This is a genomic window from Pseudonocardia xinjiangensis (assembly GCF_012911925.1).
Taxonomy (GTDB): domain Bacteria; phylum Actinomycetota; class Actinomycetes; order Mycobacteriales; family Pseudonocardiaceae; genus Pseudonocardia; species Pseudonocardia xinjiangensis.
In genome coordinates, this window is record NZ_JAAXKY010000169.1 from 1 (window position 1) to 14,612 (window position 14,612).

Genomic DNA, 14,612 nt, shown 5'->3' on the forward strand with positions numbered 1-14,612 from the left:
GGCCAGACCACGACCCCGGGGACCGGTGGCCCGGTGGCCCCTCCTGTGGGCGGCGGTTCAACCTCCCCGCCCGCGGGTGGCACCCCGGGCGAGACCCCCGCGGGTGGCGGTGGCACCACGCCGCCGGGCAGCGGCACCCCCGCGGACGCCGGCGGCGGTACCCCGCCGGCCGGAGGCCAGCCGGCGAGCGGCACGGGCGCGGCCGGCCCCACCGGGAGCGGCGCCGCCGCGCCTTCCGTGCAGTCCGCGCAACCGCAGACGGCTGCCTCGCCGACCGTCTGACCCGTCGCCCCGGGCTTTGCGGGACGCCGCCGGCCGGAGTGCGTACCTCCGGGCGAACAGAAGTGATCGTCCGCCGTGCTTCACTCGTGTCGCTGCGTCCCGACCCCGTCACATCCGAGCAGGCTCCGGCGATGAACGTGCGTATGGCGCGCCGGTGGCGTGCCGGGGGAGAGGGAGATCTGTAGTGCTGCGGATGGGCGGGGCGGTCATCGCCATGGAGATTGCGGCGTTGGGCGTCGCGTACGGGGCCTTCGGGTGGCCCGTGCTGTTGGTCGGGGTACCTCTGATTCTGGGAACGGTGCTGGTGCTCGCGTTCGTGCGGGTGTCCGAGGGAGCGCGTCGCAAGCTCCACGAACACCGTGCGCAGCGTGCACGGCCCGTGGTTGCCGGTGGTCTGATGAGCGGGTTCTTCACCCCCGTGCCGAGCGGGGATGACCGCGTGAGTCGCTGACGCGGGACGCCGGGTGGGGCGGGACACTGGTCGGGTGCTGATCCGGCCCGCCCGCCCGGACGAGGCTGCCTCGCTGGCAGCGCTCGCCGTCCGGGCCAAGGGACACTGGCCCTACCCGGCGGAGTTCCTCGCCCGCTTCGCCCGCACGCTCGCACTCACGCCCGAGGTGGTGGCGGCCAACGACGTGCAGGTGGGCGAGCGGGCGGGCGAGGTCCGCGGGTTCTACACGCTGCTGCACCGTGGCGAGCTCGTCGTGCTCGACGACCTGTGGCTCGAACCCGCCGAGATCGGGCACGGGTCGGGACGGCTGCTGTTCGAGCATGCGGTGGCCCGTGCGACGGCCCGCGGTGGGCGCGTCCTCGAATGGGAGGCCGAGCCGTACGCCATGGGCTTCTACGAACGGATGGGCGGTGTGACGGTCCGCTGGGCGGACTCCCCGCTCGGCCGACCGCTCCCGGTGATGCGGCTGTCGTTACCGCATCCTTCCCCCTCTGGCGCCTGAACCCGGCGGGTCGGACGAGCGGCCCGCGTCGCGGGGCGGCATGCTGACATCGTGCTGGTCGGGATCCTGCTCGCGACTGTCGCGATGGTCCTGAACAGCTTCGGGGCCCTCCTGCAGGCCGCGGGTGCGCGTCGTGCCACCCGTACCCGACCTGCCGCGATCCAGCCCCGCTACATCGCCGGGGTCTCGGTGGACTTCGTGGCGTGGGGCTGCGCGGTACTGGCATTGCGCGTGCTGCCGGTGTTCGCGGTGCAGGCCATCATCGGCGGGACGATCGCCCTGACCGCCGTGGTGAGCGCCCGGATGATCGGTGTGCCGTTGCCGGTCAGGAACCGGATCGCCGTGGCGGTGTGCCTGGCCGGCCTGGTCATGGTGGCGGCCAGCGCGGGGAGCGAGCAGCCGCCGGTCCGCCCGCGTGGCGTCGACGTCGTCCTGCTCGTCTCGCTGCTGCTGCTGGCTGTCGCCGTGCTGATCCTGCGGCAGGGCAAACACGCCTGGCCGCTCGCGCTGTTGTCGGGCCTGGGGTTCGGTGGCACCGCACTGTCGGTGCGGGCTGCGCACGTCCAGACCGGGGAAGGGTTCGACCTGGCGCTGCTGCTCGGCCAGCCGTCCACCTACCTGGTGGTCGGGTTCTGGCTGGTGGGGATGATCGGCTACACCGCCGCGCTGTCCCGTGGCGAGGTCGGCGCGGTCACCGCGGTCTTCACGGTGACCGAGGTGCTCGTACCGGGGATGGTCGGCATCCAACTGCTGGGCGACCCGGTGCGCCCCGGCTGGGAGTGGGTGCTGGCGGTGGGTCTGGCGGCGGCGCTCGCGGGCACGGTGGTGATCGCGAAGGCCCCACCGCTACAGCCTCCCCGGGCTCGTTGACCTCCGATTCGTCCATGACGGGCGGCGCGGAGCAGGCCACGATTGCTCCATGCCGAGCTGGGACGACGTCGTGGCGATCGCGAGCGGCCTGCCGGAGGTGGAGCAGTCGACCTCCTACGGGACACCGGCCCTGAAGGTGAAGGGCAAGGGTTTCGCGCGGCTCCGCGTCGAGGCCGAGGGCGGGCTCGTCCTGATGTGTCAGATTGACGAGAAAGAGGCACTGCTCGCCTCCGGCGACCCCGCGTTCTACACGACGGCGCACTACGACGGGTACGGCGCGATCCTCGTCGACCTGGAGAAGGTGTCACACCAGCAGCTGGCGGAGCTGGTCGAGGACGCGTGGCGCGAACGGGCCCCGGTCCGCCTGAGGAAGGCGTTCGACGCGGCGCGCTCGTGAACGCGGCTGCCGCGTCAGCCGGCTCGGCTCCGGATGACGCGGGCGAGCTCGCGCACGCGTTCCGTCTCGCCCGCCCGGCGCCACACGACGGCCCACTCGGCGTGTGGCGCGTCCCGGAACGGCACGAACGTGATCCTCGGGTGTGCGAAGTACTGTCTCGCGTGCGCGGCGAGGGGGCAGATGCCCTCGCCGGCCGCGATCGCCGCGAGCAGCTCCTGGAACGTCGTGAGGACGCGTCCGCGCCGCACCGGATGGCCGGCCGGCGTCGTCCACGGCTCGGGAGGTTCCACCCAATAGGGCGGTGCGGGGCGGGCCGCGCGGAACACCGTGTCGCGGGCGAGGTCGTCGAGCGTCACGGAGTCGAGCCGGCTGAACGGGTGCCGCATCGGCACGGCCAGCACCATCGGTTCGGTGAGGACGACGGGGCCGGCGGTGAGATCCGGTTCGGTGACGGGCAGCAGTGTGACCATCGCATCCACCTCACCGCCGCGGAGCAGCCCGAACGGGTCGCGGAAGTCGGCCTCCCGGACCTGCACGTCGCTGTCCGGACGCTGGGAGCGGTACGCGTCGAGCACGTCGGTGACGAGGTCGGCGACCCCCGGCGCCTCGAACCCGAGGCGCAGGACGCCGCCCGTCCCGCGGCCCGCGTCCGTCGCCCGGGCCACGCCGCCGACGATCTGCCGGTAGGCGGGCGCGAGATCGTCCCGCAGCCCGGCGCCGATCGGGGTGAGGGCCACGCGGCGGCTCGTCCGGTCGAAGAGCGGGGCGCCCACCTGGCGCTCCAGCTTCTTGATCGTCTGACTGATCCGGGCCTGGGACACGTGCAGCCGCTCGGCCGTGCGGCCGAAGTGGAGCTCCTCGGCGAGCGCGAGGAAGATCTCGATCTCCCGGAGCTCCATAACTCACAGGTTATCGTTCCGGGGCGTGTACGTCGTTGTTCCGGGCCCCGCCCGGGGCGATCGTCGACGTCATGAACACGACCACGACACCACTGCTCGTCCGGGCGTCCGACGCCGAGACCCTCACCGCTGACCCCGGCGGGACCATCGCCCTGCTCGCCGACCCGGCCACCACCGGCGGGGTGATCACCTGCAACAGGTCGACCTTCAGGGCGGGGGCCGACGGCGCCCCACCGCACTTCCACACCCGTGCGTCCGAGCTGTTCGTCGTGCTCGGCGGCAGCCTGCAGGTGCTGGTCGAGGACCGGCTGCACGTCCTCGACCAGGGCGACGTCCTGCTCGTCCCGCCGCGCGTGCCGCACGCCTTCGGCGCCGTCCCGGGTGCGGACGCGGACGTGCTCTTCGTCTTCACCCCGGGGATGGACCGGTTCGACTACTACCGGCTGCTCGACCGCGTCCACCGCGGGGAGGCCGACCCGCGGGAGATCGGGGAGTCGCAGGCGCGCTTCGACAACCACTACGTGGAAAATGCGCTGTGGCGCGAGGCTCGCACCGCGACACGATGACGTCATGATCGACGGCGTGGCGATTCGAGTGGCGGACCAGCACGACGCGGAGGGCATCGCCGGGCTCAGAAGGACCCTCCGCGAGGAGCAGTTGGGGCGACCGAGCCACGACGACGGGTTCGACGCCCGCTTCGAGGAGTGGATCCAGAGAGAGGCGGGTCGCCGGGTCTCTTTCCTCGCCGATGCCGGCGACCGGTTGATCGGGATGATGCACCTGGTGGTCTTCGAGCGGATGCCGAGTCCGGAGCGGGCCCCGTCGCGGTGGGGATACCTGGCGAACGCCTTCGTCCTCGAGGGTTTCCGCGACCGTGGTGTCGGTTCGGCACTGCTCGACCGGCTGCTGGGGCACGCGCGGGAGATCGGTTGCGTTCGGGTCGTGCTGTCGCCGAGCGAGCGTTCCGTGCCGTTCTACGCCCGGGCCGGATTCGGCCCCGCGACCATGTTGATGGCTCAGGTGCTCTGAGGCATGATGCCGGACCGCTGATCGGGTGACTCCGAGGCCCGGTGACCGGATCGATGCGAACATATGTTCGTGTCGGGCGAGGGGACGATCCTGCATGCCGACCTGGACGCGTTCTACGCGTCGGTCGAGCAGCGCGACGACCGCCGGCTGCGCGGCCGTCCGGTGATCGTCGGGGGCGGTGTCGTGCTGGCCGCGAGCTACGAGGCGAAGGCCTGCGGCGTCGCCACGGCGATGGGTGGCGCGCAGGCGCGGTCGCTGTGTCCGCAGGCCATCGTGGTGCCGCCCCGGATGTCCGCCTACTCCGCCGCGAGCAAGGCGGTCTTCGAGGTGTTCCGCAACACCACACCGCTGGTGGAGGGCCTGTCGATCGACGAGGCGTTCCTCGACGTCGCGGGGCTGCGCCGGATCGCCGGCCCGCCGAGCGGGATCGCGGCGCGGCTGCGCGCCGAGGTGCTGGAACGGGTCGGGCTCCCGATCACCGTCGGGGTGGCGCGGACGAAGTTCCTCGCGAAGGTGGCGAGCGGGGTGGCCAAGCCGGACGGCCTGCTCGTCGTGCCGCCCGACGACGAGCTCGGCTTCCTCCACCCGCTCGCGGTGGAGCGGCTCTGGGGCGTCGGCAAGGTGACGGCCGCCAAGCTGCACGAGCACGGGATCTCCACGGTCGGCGAGGTCGCCGAACTGCCCGAGAAGATCCTGGTCTCCCTGCTCGGCGGGGCGCTGGGCCGGCATCTGCACGCCCTCGCCCACAACCGTGACCCCCGCCCGGTGCAGCCCGGCCGCCGCCGGCGCTCCATCGGGTCCCAGCGGGCGATGAGCCGCCGGGCGCCGAGCACTCCGGAGGCCGTCGACGCCGTGGTCGTCGCCCTGGTCGACCGCATCTGCCGGCGGTTGCGGGGCGCCGACCGGGTGGGGCGCACCGTGGTGCTCCGGCTGCGGTTCGGCGACTACTCGCGGGTCTCGCGCTCCCACACCCTGCCCCAGCCGACCTGCTCGACCGAGGCGGTCCTCACCGCGGCGCGGGCGCTCGCGGCCCGGGCCAGGCCGCTGATCGATGAGCGGGGGCTCACGCTCGTCGGCGTGGCGGTCGCCAACCTCGACGACGATGCCGCACTGCAACTGGTGCTGCCGTTCGACGAGGAGGCGGGCACCGCTCTCGACGCGGTGCTCGACACCGTCCACGACCGTTTCGGTTCGGCCGCCGTCACCCGCGCCGTGCTGCTCGGCCGGGACCCGGGCCTTTCGGTCCCGCTGCTCCCGGACTGATCCCGGCGGGAAATGCTCCCTCTACGATCTTGTCGTGGACGAGAGTACCGACGAGCTTCGACGTGCCCACGACGAACTCGCGGAACTGTACGCAGAGAAACTGGCCGACGCGCTCGACCGGATGCCGATCGACCGAGCAGTACTGGGCTTGTTCTGCGACCTGGTTCTGGAGTCGGGAAGCAGCAGGAGAGTCGGTGACGTCGGCTGTGGATCGGGACGCCTGGCGCCTTTCGTGGCCGGCCGCGGGCTGGAGCCGCACGGGGTCGACCTGTCGCCCGAAATGGTCCGCGTCGCACGTCGTGACTACCCGGGTTTCCCTTTCGAGGTCGCTGATGTGCGTGATCTGCCGTTCTCCGACTCCTCGCTCGGTGGTGTCGTGAGCTGGTACTCGCTCATGTATCTCCACCCGGCCGCCCGCCCGCGTGCGTTCGGCGAGTTGGCCCGCGTGATCGAGCCGAACGGGTTCTTCGCCACCGCCTTCAAGGCGGGCGACAACTCGCTGAGACGCGGCGGCCGTACCGTCGGCGTGGAGTTCGACATCTACTGGTTGTCCGCCGAGGAGATCACCGGGAGGCTGGACGACGCCGGCTTCCGCGTCGTCTTCACCGGTGGCCGGCCGGCAGATCCTGACGAGGCGCAGCCGCAGGGCTACGTGATCGCTCAGAAGATCTGACGGCTCACGCGTCGGCTACGGGCTGTCGCAGGATCGTGCGCAGCTTGGCCGGCTCGGCTCGCCGCGGATCGCTGAGGTAGATCTCATGGTGCTTCCCGACCATTCTGAGGCCCTGGGCAGGGACGAACTCCTCGTGCATGTGCCGGAGCAGTTCGGCCTCGTCGTCGTAGGCCCCGACGTGCAGGGCCTGGACGCAGCGTCCCTCGGACAGGGCCTCCAGGCGGACGTCGTCGAGTCGGGCCGGCCGGTCCTTGCGGCTGACCTGTTCGACGGCACCGGTGAACATCTCGGCCGTGATCCAGTCGGGAACCATGATCATCAGAGTCCAGTCCCACTGCGCCTTGTCCCGTGCGGTGGTGAAGGTGTCCATGTTGTCGGCCCACCGCAGACCCTCCAGCGGCATCACGACGTAGTCGCGGTCGAGGATCTTCTTGCTGGCGAACTTGAGCGTGTAGGCCACCGGGTAGAGGGCCGAGACCGCGTCCCCGTAGACGGGGGTGTTCGGGTCGCCATGGCCGTCGATCATGAGGTACTGCAGGTCCGGCACATGGGTGACCTGCGGAGAGTTGCGCTTCGCCGTGTAGCACGCCAGTTCCCGCTTGAAGTCCAGCTTCGCCGTCACGAGTTCTCCTCGGCTCACGCGGGCAACGACGTTCCGGAGGCACGCGGCAACCCGGACACGACGAAGGCCCAGCGCGGCGGGAAATGCCGCTGACCTGGGCCTTCTGTGTGGAGCGGATGACGGGAATCGAACCCGCGTATTCAGCTTGGGAAGCTGATGTTCTACCATTGAACTACATCCGCAGAGTGTATGAAGGAGCTTAGCACCTCACACTCCGTAACGAGCAAGGCCAGTCCTGTACGCCCAACAGGGTGGTTCTCACCCGTACGATCCGGTTGGTGAGATCGGGACTCGACGGCCGGTAGACACCCGGTTCACACTGCTGGAGCCCCGTAAGGCCAGCTCCCCCGGCCGCGAAGGACCCGAGCATGACTGAGCTCGACCAGCCCCTGGGTTCGCTTCCTGCCCAGGATCACGATCATGACGTGCTCCTGATCGCCGGGAGCCGCCCGGAGGTCGCTCGACTGGCCCCGGTCGCCACCGCGTTCGCCGAATCCGACCGGATCCGTGCTCTCACCGTCGCCACCGGTCCGGATCCGATGGCCGTTCACGAGGCCTTCGAGTCGCTGGGAGTGCCCGCCGACGTCACGCAGCTGTTGCGGGAGCCACCCGGTCCCCATCCGGCCGCGATCGCGTCGCTGTTGATGACGCGGCTCGACGAGCTGCTCGTTGATCTCGACCCCTCCGCCGTCATGGTCTACGGCGGTGGCATGACGGCCGTGGTGGCCGCCCAGGTCGCCTTCTGGCGGCAGATCCCGGTCGTGCACCTGCAGGCGGGAGTGGCGGGCGACGACCTGCTCTGCCCGTTCCCGCAGGAGGCCAACAGGCGCGTCATCGGGCAGCTCGCGTCGCTGTTCCTCACCACCACCGGCGACGCCGCGCTGGGCAGCCCGGTCGGGCCCAACGCCATCTCGGTGGGCGACACGCTGGCCGCCAACCCCCGGCCGGCCGATCTCCGCTTCGCCCGGCTCCTCCGGCGGGTGCGGTCCGGCGGTCCGCAGATGGTGCTCGTCGGGCTGGACCGGCCCGACTCGCTTGGCGTCCTTGCCAGTCTGCCCGACCTGCTCGATCGCGAACCCGACATCGAGATCGTCGTCTACGGCGAGCTGGCGAGCCACGGTGCCGCCTACCCGCTGCTGGGCCACCCCCGGGCCACCGTGGTGCGCAACCTGCCGCTCGCGGAGCTGGTCTGGCTCATCGCGGCCAGTGCCGTGCTGGTCTCGGACGACCCCGAGCTGGTCACCGACGCTCCCGGCCTCGGCACGCCCGCCGTGCTCGTCGACGGACCACACATCCCGGAGCCCGGCGACTCGATCCGCAGCATCCTCAGCCCGGCCGTCATGACCAATGTCCGCCAGATCATCAGGGCCGCGCCGAAGCCGGCGTCCCCGCCGTCCGACGGCCTCGAGGCCGCGCGGGTCGAGCAGGCCGTGGCATGGATGTTCGGGCTGTGCCCGTCGCCGGTGCTCTCCCCGACCTTCCCCACGTCCATGACCGATCCGGCCACCAACACCGAGGTCTGACGCGGCGCCGATAGTCTGGCCTGGTGCTGCTGTCCGACGGTGACCTGCGCAAGGAGCTCGAGGCCGGACGTCTCGTGCTCGACCCGTGGGATGAATCGATGCTCCAGCCCTCGAGCATCGACGTGCGGCTGGACCGTTTCTTCCGGGTGTTCCAGAACTCCCGCTACACCCACATCGACCCGGCGCAGCAGCAGGACGAGCTGACGACCCCCGTCGAACCCGACGGCGACGAGCCCTTCGTGCTGCACCCCGGCGAGTTCGTGCTGGGCTCCACCTTCGAGTCGGTGTCGCTGCCCGACGACCTGGCCGGGCGGCTGGAGGGCAAGTCGAGCCTGGGGCGGCTGGGCCTGCTCACCCACTCCACCGCCGGCTTCATCGACCCCGGGTTCACCGGGCACATCACGCTCGAGCTGTCCAACGTGGCGAACCTGCCGATCACCCTGTGGCCGGGCATGAAGATCGGGCAGCTGTGCCTGTTCCGGCTGTCGAGCCCCGCCGAGCGCCCCTACGGCAGCGACGGCGTCGGCTCCCGCTACCAGGGGCAGCGGGGGCCGACGCCGTCGCGGGCCCACCTGAACTTCCACCGGGCCGACACCCGGCGCTGACCTCCCCGGCCGTCAGTGCCGCGGGTCCCAGCGGAACCGGCGCAGGGCCAGCGTCCCGAACAGCACCGGCCAGCCGACGGTGGCCACGAGTGCCGGCAGGATCGCCGGCAGCCCGGCTGTGGCGGCCGTCCAGCTGCCACCCGTCATGGCGAGCTGGGCCAGGTCGCCGACCGCGGCTCCCGGCGCCAGCATGAGTGCGGGCCACCACCCCTCGGCAGGTGCGAGCGACGCCACGACGCCGACGCCGAGGATCACGAACATCAACGGCAGCGTGGTGATCTGCGAACGTTCCGGCGTCGGCGTGATGACGCTCGTCGCCAGCGCGGCCGTGACGACGAGGGCCAGGCCGCCCAGCACCGCGAGCACGAGCGGCAGCGGGTCGACCGGCATCGGTGCCCCGGTCGCCACGTTCACAACCGCGAACACCGCCAGCTGGAGGAGACCGAGGACGACACTCGGTGCCAGCGTGGCCACGAGCAGCCCGCGGTCGGACAGCCCGCTGGTCCGCATCCGTTTCAGCACGCGGGCCTGTCGCCGGGCCACGAGGGTCTGCGTCGCCGTGATGTAGATCCCCATCGCCAGTGCCACGGCCAGCTGCAGCGTGATGCTCACGGCCTGCCGTGCCGGGTCGCCGTAGCTGCTGAACTGGAACGTCCAGAACACGCCCAGCCCTACCGGCAGCAGGATCGAGGACACCGCCACCGTCTTGTTGCGCAGGATGAGCAGGACCTCGGTCGTGGCCAGGGCCAGCACCCGGCCCACCGGCGTCACCGTGGCCGCCGTCGTCGTCGCGGTCATGGCCGCGTCACCTCCATCTGGTCGGTACGCACTGCGTGGTAGATGTCGGCCAGCGAGGCAGGTGCGGCCCGCAGGTCGGGCAGCCGCACCCCTCGAGCGGCTGCCCAGCTCAGGAACGTCGTGAGGTCCCCCTGCAGGTCGTCGGTCCGGACCTGTACCCGCTCGCCGTCGCGCTGTGTCGTTCCCCTGAGCTCCGGGAGGTCGGCGATCTCCGCCGGGAGCGTGGCCGAGAAGCGGGCAGGCTGAGCGGCGACGATCTCCGCCAGCGTCCCGGTGACGGCGACCCGGCCCTCGTGCATGATCGCCACCCGGTCGGCGAGAGCCTCGGCCTCCTCCAGGTAGTGCGTGGTGAGGACGACGGTGCGGCCGGCCTCCTGCAGCTCCTGGATGGCGTCCCACGTGCGCCTGCGCGACTCCGGGTCGAGCCCGGTGGTGGGCTCGTCGAGGATCACCAGCTCCGGCGATCCCCACACCGCCAGTGCCAGGTCGAGCCGCCGCTTCTCCCCGCCGGAGAGCTTCCCGACGGAGACGTCGCGGCGCGCGCGCAGGTCGAAGCGCTCCAGCAGCCGCTCCGGGCGGTCCGGCCGGTCGACGAGCCGCTGCCAGAGCGCGAGCGTCTCGCCCACCGTCAGCTCCTCGACGAACCCGCCCTCCTGGAGCTGGACGCCCATGCGCACCTGCAGCGCCGCCCGTTCCGTCGCCGGGTCGAGGCCGAGCACGGCGACGGTGCCCCCGCTGCGGGTGCCGAAGCCCTCCAGCACCTCCAGCGTCGTGGTCTTGCCGGCACCGTTCGTGCCGAGCAGCGCGAAGATCTCGCCACGGCGCACGTCCAGGTCGATGCCGCGCACGGCCTCGAAGTCGCCGTAGCGCACGTGCAGGCCGTGCACGGCGATGGCGAGCTGGGTGTCCGGGGATGCCGTCGCACCGGGGCCTGCCCGATCTGTCGTCTGTGTCATGCCATCACGATCTCTGCCGGGGGGCGGGCGCCAGTAGTACCGCTGATAACCGGTCGAGCTGACAACCGGCAGAGGCGGGGATGACAGGTGTCATCAACTCCGGGCCCGGTGGCCTTCCGTTGGCTAGGTTTCCCGTCGTGGACGTCTCGCCGCTGGTCGGAGCCGAGGAGCGGAAGGTCAGAGCGGCGCGCCGGTTCGGTCGGATCGGGTTGCTGATCACCATCGGGTACCTGTTCGTGGTCCCGATGACGATCGCGCTGTACGAGTGGCCGTCCGGTGGGTTCATCGCAGCGCTGCTGGCCCTGTTCGTCGCCGCGCTGGTCCTGCACGTCTGGCGGATCCGGGAGCTCACGAAGTCGCTCGGCCGGCGGGCACCGACCTGGTTCATGATCGCCGCGGCAGCGGTCGGGCTGGCCGTGTCGCTGGTCGCGCTCGCCGGCGGACCGATCGGGTTCGTCTGGTCGATGGTCACGGGCGTGCTGCTCGGCGACATCATCGGTGGGCTGCGCGCACGCTGGGCCGCGGCCTGGGTGGTCTCGACCGTCGTTGCGGTGTTCGGCTTCGGCTACGTGATCATGCTCGCGGTCCTCGACGAGTCCTTGTGGCCGCCGTCCCCGTTCGTCTTCGCCGGCCTCGCGGCGTTCTTCGTCGGGTCGATGTGGACACTCGACGTCGAGCGGCTGTGGTGGCTCAAAGCCGTCACCGATCTGGACGACTCCCGCCGCGCGGCCGCCGAGCTCGCCACCGCCCGCGAGCGGCTGCGACTGGCCGACGACCTGCACGACATCCTGGGCCACGCGCTGGAGGTGGTCGCGTTCAAGAGCGAACTGGCGTCGCGGCTGCAGGCCGCGGACCCGGACCGGGCCCGCGCCGAGATGGACGAGGTGCAGCGGGTGGCTCGCGAGTCGCTCACCGAGGTCCGGGCGCTCGTGCGCGACGCCCGCAGCACCGACCTGGTCACCGAGCTGGCCGGAGCCCGCGCCGTGCTCGACTCCGCAGGCGTGGCCCTGGTCGTGCGCGGCGACCCGGCATCGGTCGGGCCCACGGGGCGCAACGTGTTCGGCCGCGTGCTGCGGGAGGCGATGACGAACGTGCTGCGGCACGCCGAACCGAGCCACTGCACGATCGAGATCGAGGTGTCGGACCGGCAGGCGAGGCTGAGAGTGGTCAACGACGGGGCGCTGCCGGGCGACGGTGCCGACCCCGGTACCGGGCTGGTCGCGCTCGGCCGTTACCTCCACGAGCACGCGGGCCGGCTCGACGCCGGCCCCGGTCCGGACGGCACCTTCCGCGTCGAGGCCGTGCTGCCCGGAGCGTCCCGGTGACCGGGTCGGACGGCCGGATCCGTCTCGTGCTCGCCGACGACGAGTCCCTGACGCGCGGCGCCGTCGGCGCGCTGCTCGGGCTGGAGCCCGACCTGATCGTCGTCGCGGAGGCCGGTACCGGTGACGAGGCCATCGCGAGCGTTCGCAGGCATCGTCCGGACGTGGCCGTGCTCGACGTCGAGATGCCGGGCCGCGATGGTGCCGAGGTGGCCCAGTGGGTCGCCGTGAACGAGCCGGGCACCAGGTGCATCATCCTCACCCGGCACGCGCGGCCCGGCGTGTTGCGCAGGGCGCTCGCGGCGGGCGCCACCGGGTTCCTCACGAAGAGCGCCCCGGCCAGCATGCTCGCCGACGTGATCCGCCGGGTGCACGGTGGCGGGCGCTACGTCGACCCCGAACTGGCGATGACGGCACTCATGACTGAGGAGTGCCCACTCACCGGGCGTGAGCTCGAGGTGCTCCGAGCCGTCGACGGGGCGGGCACGGCCGCCGACATCGCCCGGCGCGTGCACCTCTCGCCCGGCACCGTGCGCAACTACCTGTCGTCGGCGATGCAGAAGCTCGGTGCCAGCACGCGGCTCGAAGCGGTGGAGCGGGCGCGCGACCGCGGATGGCTCTGACCGTCGCTCAGCGGGTGGCGCGGTAGAACCTGACGCCGAGCCGGCCCGGGCCGAGATCGGAGACGTCGCTGAGGCCCACCTCGCGCATGCGGGCGGGGATCCGGTCTCCGGCGTTGTCGTGCAGACGCGGGTGGCGGCGCGTCAGCCGGCTGAGTAGCCCGCGGTGATCGTCGCCCGCGAAGTCGACGAGGTGCAGCCGACCGCCCGGCCGCAGCACGCGCCTGGCCTCGCTCAGGACCTGGTCCTTCTCGCCCTCCTCGATGTGGTGGAGCATCAGGCAGGACAACACGCGGTCGACGCTCTCGTCCGGGTAGGGCAGTGCTGCCGCGCTGCCGAGGTCCCACTGCACGGGGGTGCCGTGGCGCGCGGACTTGCGCCGGGCGCGCGCGAGGGCCAACGGGTCGGGGTCGAGGCCCACCACCGTCGCCCGGGGCTGGCGCCGCGCAGCCAGCAGCGTCAAGTTGCCGGTGCCGCACCCGATCTCCAGAACACGCTCACCGGGAGCGATGCCTGCCTGGTCGGCCAGCGTGCGGTGCAGGGAGCGTGCGCCCAGCAGCCAGGTGAACACGTCGTAGTAGGGCAGCAGGCGGTCGTGGCCCATTGCGGGCAGGTAGCCGTGCCCGTGCCCCGCGTGCTGTGGTGCTTGTTCGGCCATCGTGGAGGTCCTCTGCGGTATGCGACGATCGTCCGGTGTCGTCCTCCAGTCTCGATCGCACATCAGCTGCGGCCAATGACGGATTCGCGGGTTCAGTAGGACGATCCTCGGTTCTTCCTGCCATCGGCCGTGGCGGGCGGGACGTCCCCGTCCACACCTACCCCCGGCTGCCCGGGGTACCGCCGGTCAGCGTGGTGCGCTCGCCCGGAGCGCGCCAGGAGCACGGGGCCGTGCGCACCCACGCACACGACTTCCTCGTGCTGCTCTACGTCGAGCGCGGCGGCGGTTCGATGCGGATCAACGACCACGAGTGGCGGCTCGGCGCCGGCGACGTGTTCGTGCTGGCACCCGGCGAGGTCGTGACGCCCGACCGGATGGTCGGCACGGGGGTGCCCGAGGCGTGGGCGGTCTTCTTCCCGTCCGACGTCGTCGAGCCGAGCCTTCCCGGGGCGTTCCTGTCCTGGCGCGCCCACCCGCTGCTGTTCCCGTTCGTCCGTGGCGTGGCGGGTGGCGCGCAACGGCTCCACGTGCCGGCCGCCGACCGGCCCGGCTTCATATCGCAGCTCGCCGCGCTGGAACGCGAGCTGCACGAGCGGCGGGACGGCTACAACGAGGCCGTGCTGGCGCACCTCACGCTCCTGCTCGTCACCGTCTCCCGGCTGGTCACCGACGTGTCCGGGGACCTCACGCTGCGGGACGAGCCGATGCTCGCCGCGGTCTTCGACGTCATCGAGGAGCGCTACGGCAGCCCCATCTCGCTGAGCGACGTCGCGCGTGCCGTGGGCCTCACCCCCGGCCACCTCACGACGGTGGTCGGGCGCAAGACCGGGCGCACGGTCCAGGAGTGGATCACCGAGCGGCGCATGACGGAGGCTCGCCGTCTCCTGGCCGAGACCGACCTCACGGTGGAGACCGTCGGCGCGCGGGTCGGCTACCGCGACGCCAGCTACTTCATCAAGCGGTTCCGGCGCAGCCACGGGTCGGCGCCCCAGGAGTGGCGCCGCGCGGGACGCCGGAGCTGACCCAGCGCTACCACTGGGACACGGACCGTCCGAGCAGTAGATTCGGATGCCGATGGAACCGCCACGACCCACCCCGCCTCCGTGGCTGCCCGCGGCGCGTCCGCAGGTTCCCCCACCAGC

The 14,612-nt window shown here is 71.8% G+C and carries 18 protein-coding genes, 1 tRNA gene and 1 pseudogene; 14 read left to right on the plus strand and 6 right to left on the minus strand.

Going from position 1 to position 14,612, the window contains the following annotated elements; translation table 11 throughout:
• The 5 genes and pseudogenes from HF577_RS37715 to HF577_RS32270 form a co-directional block, all read left to right on the plus strand.
• Nucleotides 1–282, plus strand: a pseudogene (locus tag HF577_RS37715) (hypothetical protein); the annotation flags it as partial.
• A 184-nt stretch (nucleotides 283–466) separates the two neighbouring features.
• Nucleotides 467–733, plus strand: a complete 267-nt coding sequence (locus HF577_RS32255; protein ID WP_169399781.1) for a hypothetical protein — start codon at nucleotides 467–469, stop codon at nucleotides 731–733.
• 34 nt (nucleotides 734–767) lie between these two features.
• Nucleotides 768–1,235: a GNAT family N-acetyltransferase gene (locus HF577_RS32260; RefSeq protein WP_169399782.1), complete on the plus strand. Its 468-nt coding sequence runs from the start codon at nucleotides 768–770 to the stop codon at nucleotides 1,233–1,235.
• A gap of 51 nt (nucleotides 1,236–1,286) precedes the next feature.
• Nucleotides 1,287–2,105, plus strand: coding sequence for a hypothetical protein (locus HF577_RS32265; protein ID WP_169399783.1), 819 nt, complete (start codon nucleotides 1,287–1,289; stop codon nucleotides 2,103–2,105).
• Nucleotides 2,106–2,154: 49 nt separating this feature from the next.
• The gene (locus HF577_RS32270) at nucleotides 2,155–2,502 is read left to right on the plus strand and encodes an MmcQ/YjbR family DNA-binding protein (RefSeq protein ID WP_169399784.1); all 348 of its coding nucleotides are present in this window, start codon (nucleotides 2,155–2,157) and stop codon (nucleotides 2,500–2,502) included.
• Nucleotides 2,503–2,516: 14 nt separating this feature from the next.
• Here the strand turns inward: HF577_RS32270 and HF577_RS32275 are convergent, their stop codons facing one another.
• Nucleotides 2,517–3,401, minus strand: a complete 885-nt coding sequence (locus HF577_RS32275) for a LysR family transcriptional regulator (protein ID WP_169399785.1) — start codon at nucleotides 3,399–3,401, stop codon at nucleotides 2,517–2,519.
• Nucleotides 3,402–3,472: 71 nt separating this feature from the next.
• Between HF577_RS32275 and HF577_RS32280 the strand changes: the two genes are divergently transcribed.
• From HF577_RS32280 to HF577_RS32295, 4 genes are all read left to right on the plus strand, one after another.
• Nucleotides 3,473–3,967, plus strand: coding sequence for a cupin domain-containing protein (locus HF577_RS32280; RefSeq protein WP_169399786.1), 495 nt, complete (start codon nucleotides 3,473–3,475; stop codon nucleotides 3,965–3,967).
• Nucleotides 3,968–3,971: 4 nt separating this feature from the next.
• Nucleotides 3,972–4,430: a GNAT family N-acetyltransferase gene (locus HF577_RS32285; protein ID WP_169399787.1), complete on the plus strand. Its 459-nt coding sequence runs from the start codon at nucleotides 3,972–3,974 to the stop codon at nucleotides 4,428–4,430.
• 63 nt (nucleotides 4,431–4,493) lie between these two features.
• Entirely contained in the window at nucleotides 4,494–5,693 is a 1,200-nt protein-coding gene (gene dinB / locus HF577_RS32290; protein WP_169399788.1) for a DNA polymerase IV, read from the plus strand.
• 34 nt (nucleotides 5,694–5,727) lie between these two features.
• Entirely contained in the window at nucleotides 5,728–6,366 is a 639-nt protein-coding gene (locus tag HF577_RS32295; protein ID WP_169399789.1) for a class I SAM-dependent DNA methyltransferase, read from the plus strand.
• Nucleotides 6,367–6,370: 4 nt separating this feature from the next.
• Here HF577_RS32295 and HF577_RS32300 read toward each other — a convergent pair whose 3' ends face one another.
• Both HF577_RS32300 and HF577_RS32305 read right to left on the minus strand, forming a co-directional pair.
• Nucleotides 6,371–6,988, minus strand: a complete 618-nt coding sequence (locus HF577_RS32300; RefSeq protein WP_169399790.1) for a GyrI-like domain-containing protein — start codon at nucleotides 6,986–6,988, stop codon at nucleotides 6,371–6,373.
• A gap of 108 nt (nucleotides 6,989–7,096) precedes the next feature.
• Nucleotides 7,097–7,170 (minus strand) — tRNA-Gly (locus HF577_RS32305).
• Nucleotides 7,171–7,356: 186 nt separating this feature from the next.
• Between HF577_RS32305 and HF577_RS32310 the strand changes: the two genes are divergently transcribed.
• The gene (locus HF577_RS32310) at nucleotides 7,357–8,511 is read left to right on the plus strand and encodes a UDP-N-acetylglucosamine 2-epimerase (protein ID WP_169399791.1); all 1,155 of its coding nucleotides are present in this window, start codon (nucleotides 7,357–7,359) and stop codon (nucleotides 8,509–8,511) included.
• 23 nt (nucleotides 8,512–8,534) lie between these two features.
• Nucleotides 8,535–9,116: a dCTP deaminase gene (gene dcd, locus HF577_RS32315; RefSeq protein ID WP_169399792.1), complete on the plus strand. Its 582-nt coding sequence runs from the start codon at nucleotides 8,535–8,537 to the stop codon at nucleotides 9,114–9,116.
• A 12-nt stretch (nucleotides 9,117–9,128) separates the two neighbouring features.
• Here dcd and HF577_RS32320 read toward each other — a convergent pair whose 3' ends face one another.
• Complete coding sequence (locus HF577_RS32320; RefSeq protein ID WP_169399793.1) at nucleotides 9,129–9,914, minus strand: ABC transporter permease; 786 nt, start codon at nucleotides 9,912–9,914, stop codon at nucleotides 9,129–9,131.
• Nucleotides 9,911–10,870, minus strand: coding sequence for an ABC transporter ATP-binding protein (locus tag HF577_RS32325; RefSeq protein ID WP_169399794.1), 960 nt, complete (start codon nucleotides 10,868–10,870; stop codon nucleotides 9,911–9,913). The genes HF577_RS32320 and HF577_RS32325 overlap by 4 nt, the downstream gene beginning before the upstream one ends.
• Before the next feature lie 137 nt (nucleotides 10,871–11,007).
• On the opposite strand from HF577_RS32325, the gene HF577_RS39965 reads away from it, so the two are divergent.
• The gene (locus tag HF577_RS39965; RefSeq protein WP_169399795.1) at nucleotides 11,008–12,195 is read left to right on the plus strand and encodes a sensor histidine kinase; all 1,188 of its coding nucleotides are present in this window, start codon (nucleotides 11,008–11,010) and stop codon (nucleotides 12,193–12,195) included.
• On the plus strand, nucleotides 12,192–12,815 hold the full coding sequence (locus HF577_RS32335; protein ID WP_312859529.1) for a response regulator transcription factor: 624 nt from the start codon (nucleotides 12,192–12,194) through the stop codon (nucleotides 12,813–12,815). The genes HF577_RS39965 and HF577_RS32335 overlap by 4 nt, the downstream gene beginning before the upstream one ends.
• Before the next feature lie 7 nt (nucleotides 12,816–12,822).
• Here HF577_RS32335 and HF577_RS32340 read toward each other — a convergent pair whose 3' ends face one another.
• Nucleotides 12,823–13,470 (minus strand): class I SAM-dependent methyltransferase, encoded by a 648-nt coding sequence (locus HF577_RS32340; protein WP_169399796.1) that lies wholly within the window; start codon nucleotides 13,468–13,470, stop codon nucleotides 12,823–12,825.
• A gap of 230 nt (nucleotides 13,471–13,700) precedes the next feature.
• On the opposite strand from HF577_RS32340, the gene HF577_RS32345 reads away from it, so the two are divergent.
• On the plus strand, nucleotides 13,701–14,492 hold the full coding sequence (locus tag HF577_RS32345) for a helix-turn-helix transcriptional regulator (RefSeq protein WP_211175179.1): 792 nt from the start codon (nucleotides 13,701–13,703) through the stop codon (nucleotides 14,490–14,492).
• The last annotated feature ends 120 nt before the right edge of the window (nucleotides 14,493–14,612 follow it).

Excerpts from the sequence above, each read along its gene's own strand:
- HF577_RS32270 (WP_169399784.1), top strand. The coding sequence starts at position 2,155 with ATGCCGAGCTGGGACGACGTCGTGGCGATCGCGAGCGGCCTGCCGGAG.
- HF577_RS32275 (WP_169399785.1), bottom strand. The coding sequence starts at position 3,401 with ATGGAGCTCCGGGAGATCGAGATCTTCCTCGCGCTCGCCGAGGAGCTC.
- HF577_RS32280 (WP_169399786.1), top strand. The coding sequence starts at position 3,473 with ATGAACACGACCACGACACCACTGCTCGTCCGGGCGTCCGACGCCGAG.
- HF577_RS32285 (WP_169399787.1), top strand. The coding sequence starts at position 3,972 with ATGATCGACGGCGTGGCGATTCGAGTGGCGGACCAGCACGACGCGGAG.
- dinB (WP_169399788.1), top strand. The coding sequence starts at position 4,494 with ATGTTCGTGTCGGGCGAGGGGACGATCCTGCATGCCGACCTGGACGCG.
- HF577_RS32310 (WP_169399791.1), top strand. The coding sequence starts at position 7,357 with ATGACTGAGCTCGACCAGCCCCTGGGTTCGCTTCCTGCCCAGGATCAC.
- HF577_RS32320 (WP_169399793.1), bottom strand. The coding sequence starts at position 9,914 with ATGACCGCGACGACGACGGCGGCCACGGTGACGCCGGTGGGCCGGGTG.
- HF577_RS32325 (WP_169399794.1), bottom strand. The coding sequence starts at position 10,870 with ATGACACAGACGACAGATCGGGCAGGCCCCGGTGCGACGGCATCCCCG.
- HF577_RS32340 (WP_169399796.1), bottom strand. The coding sequence starts at position 13,470 with ATGGCCGAACAAGCACCACAGCACGCGGGGCACGGGCACGGCTACCTG.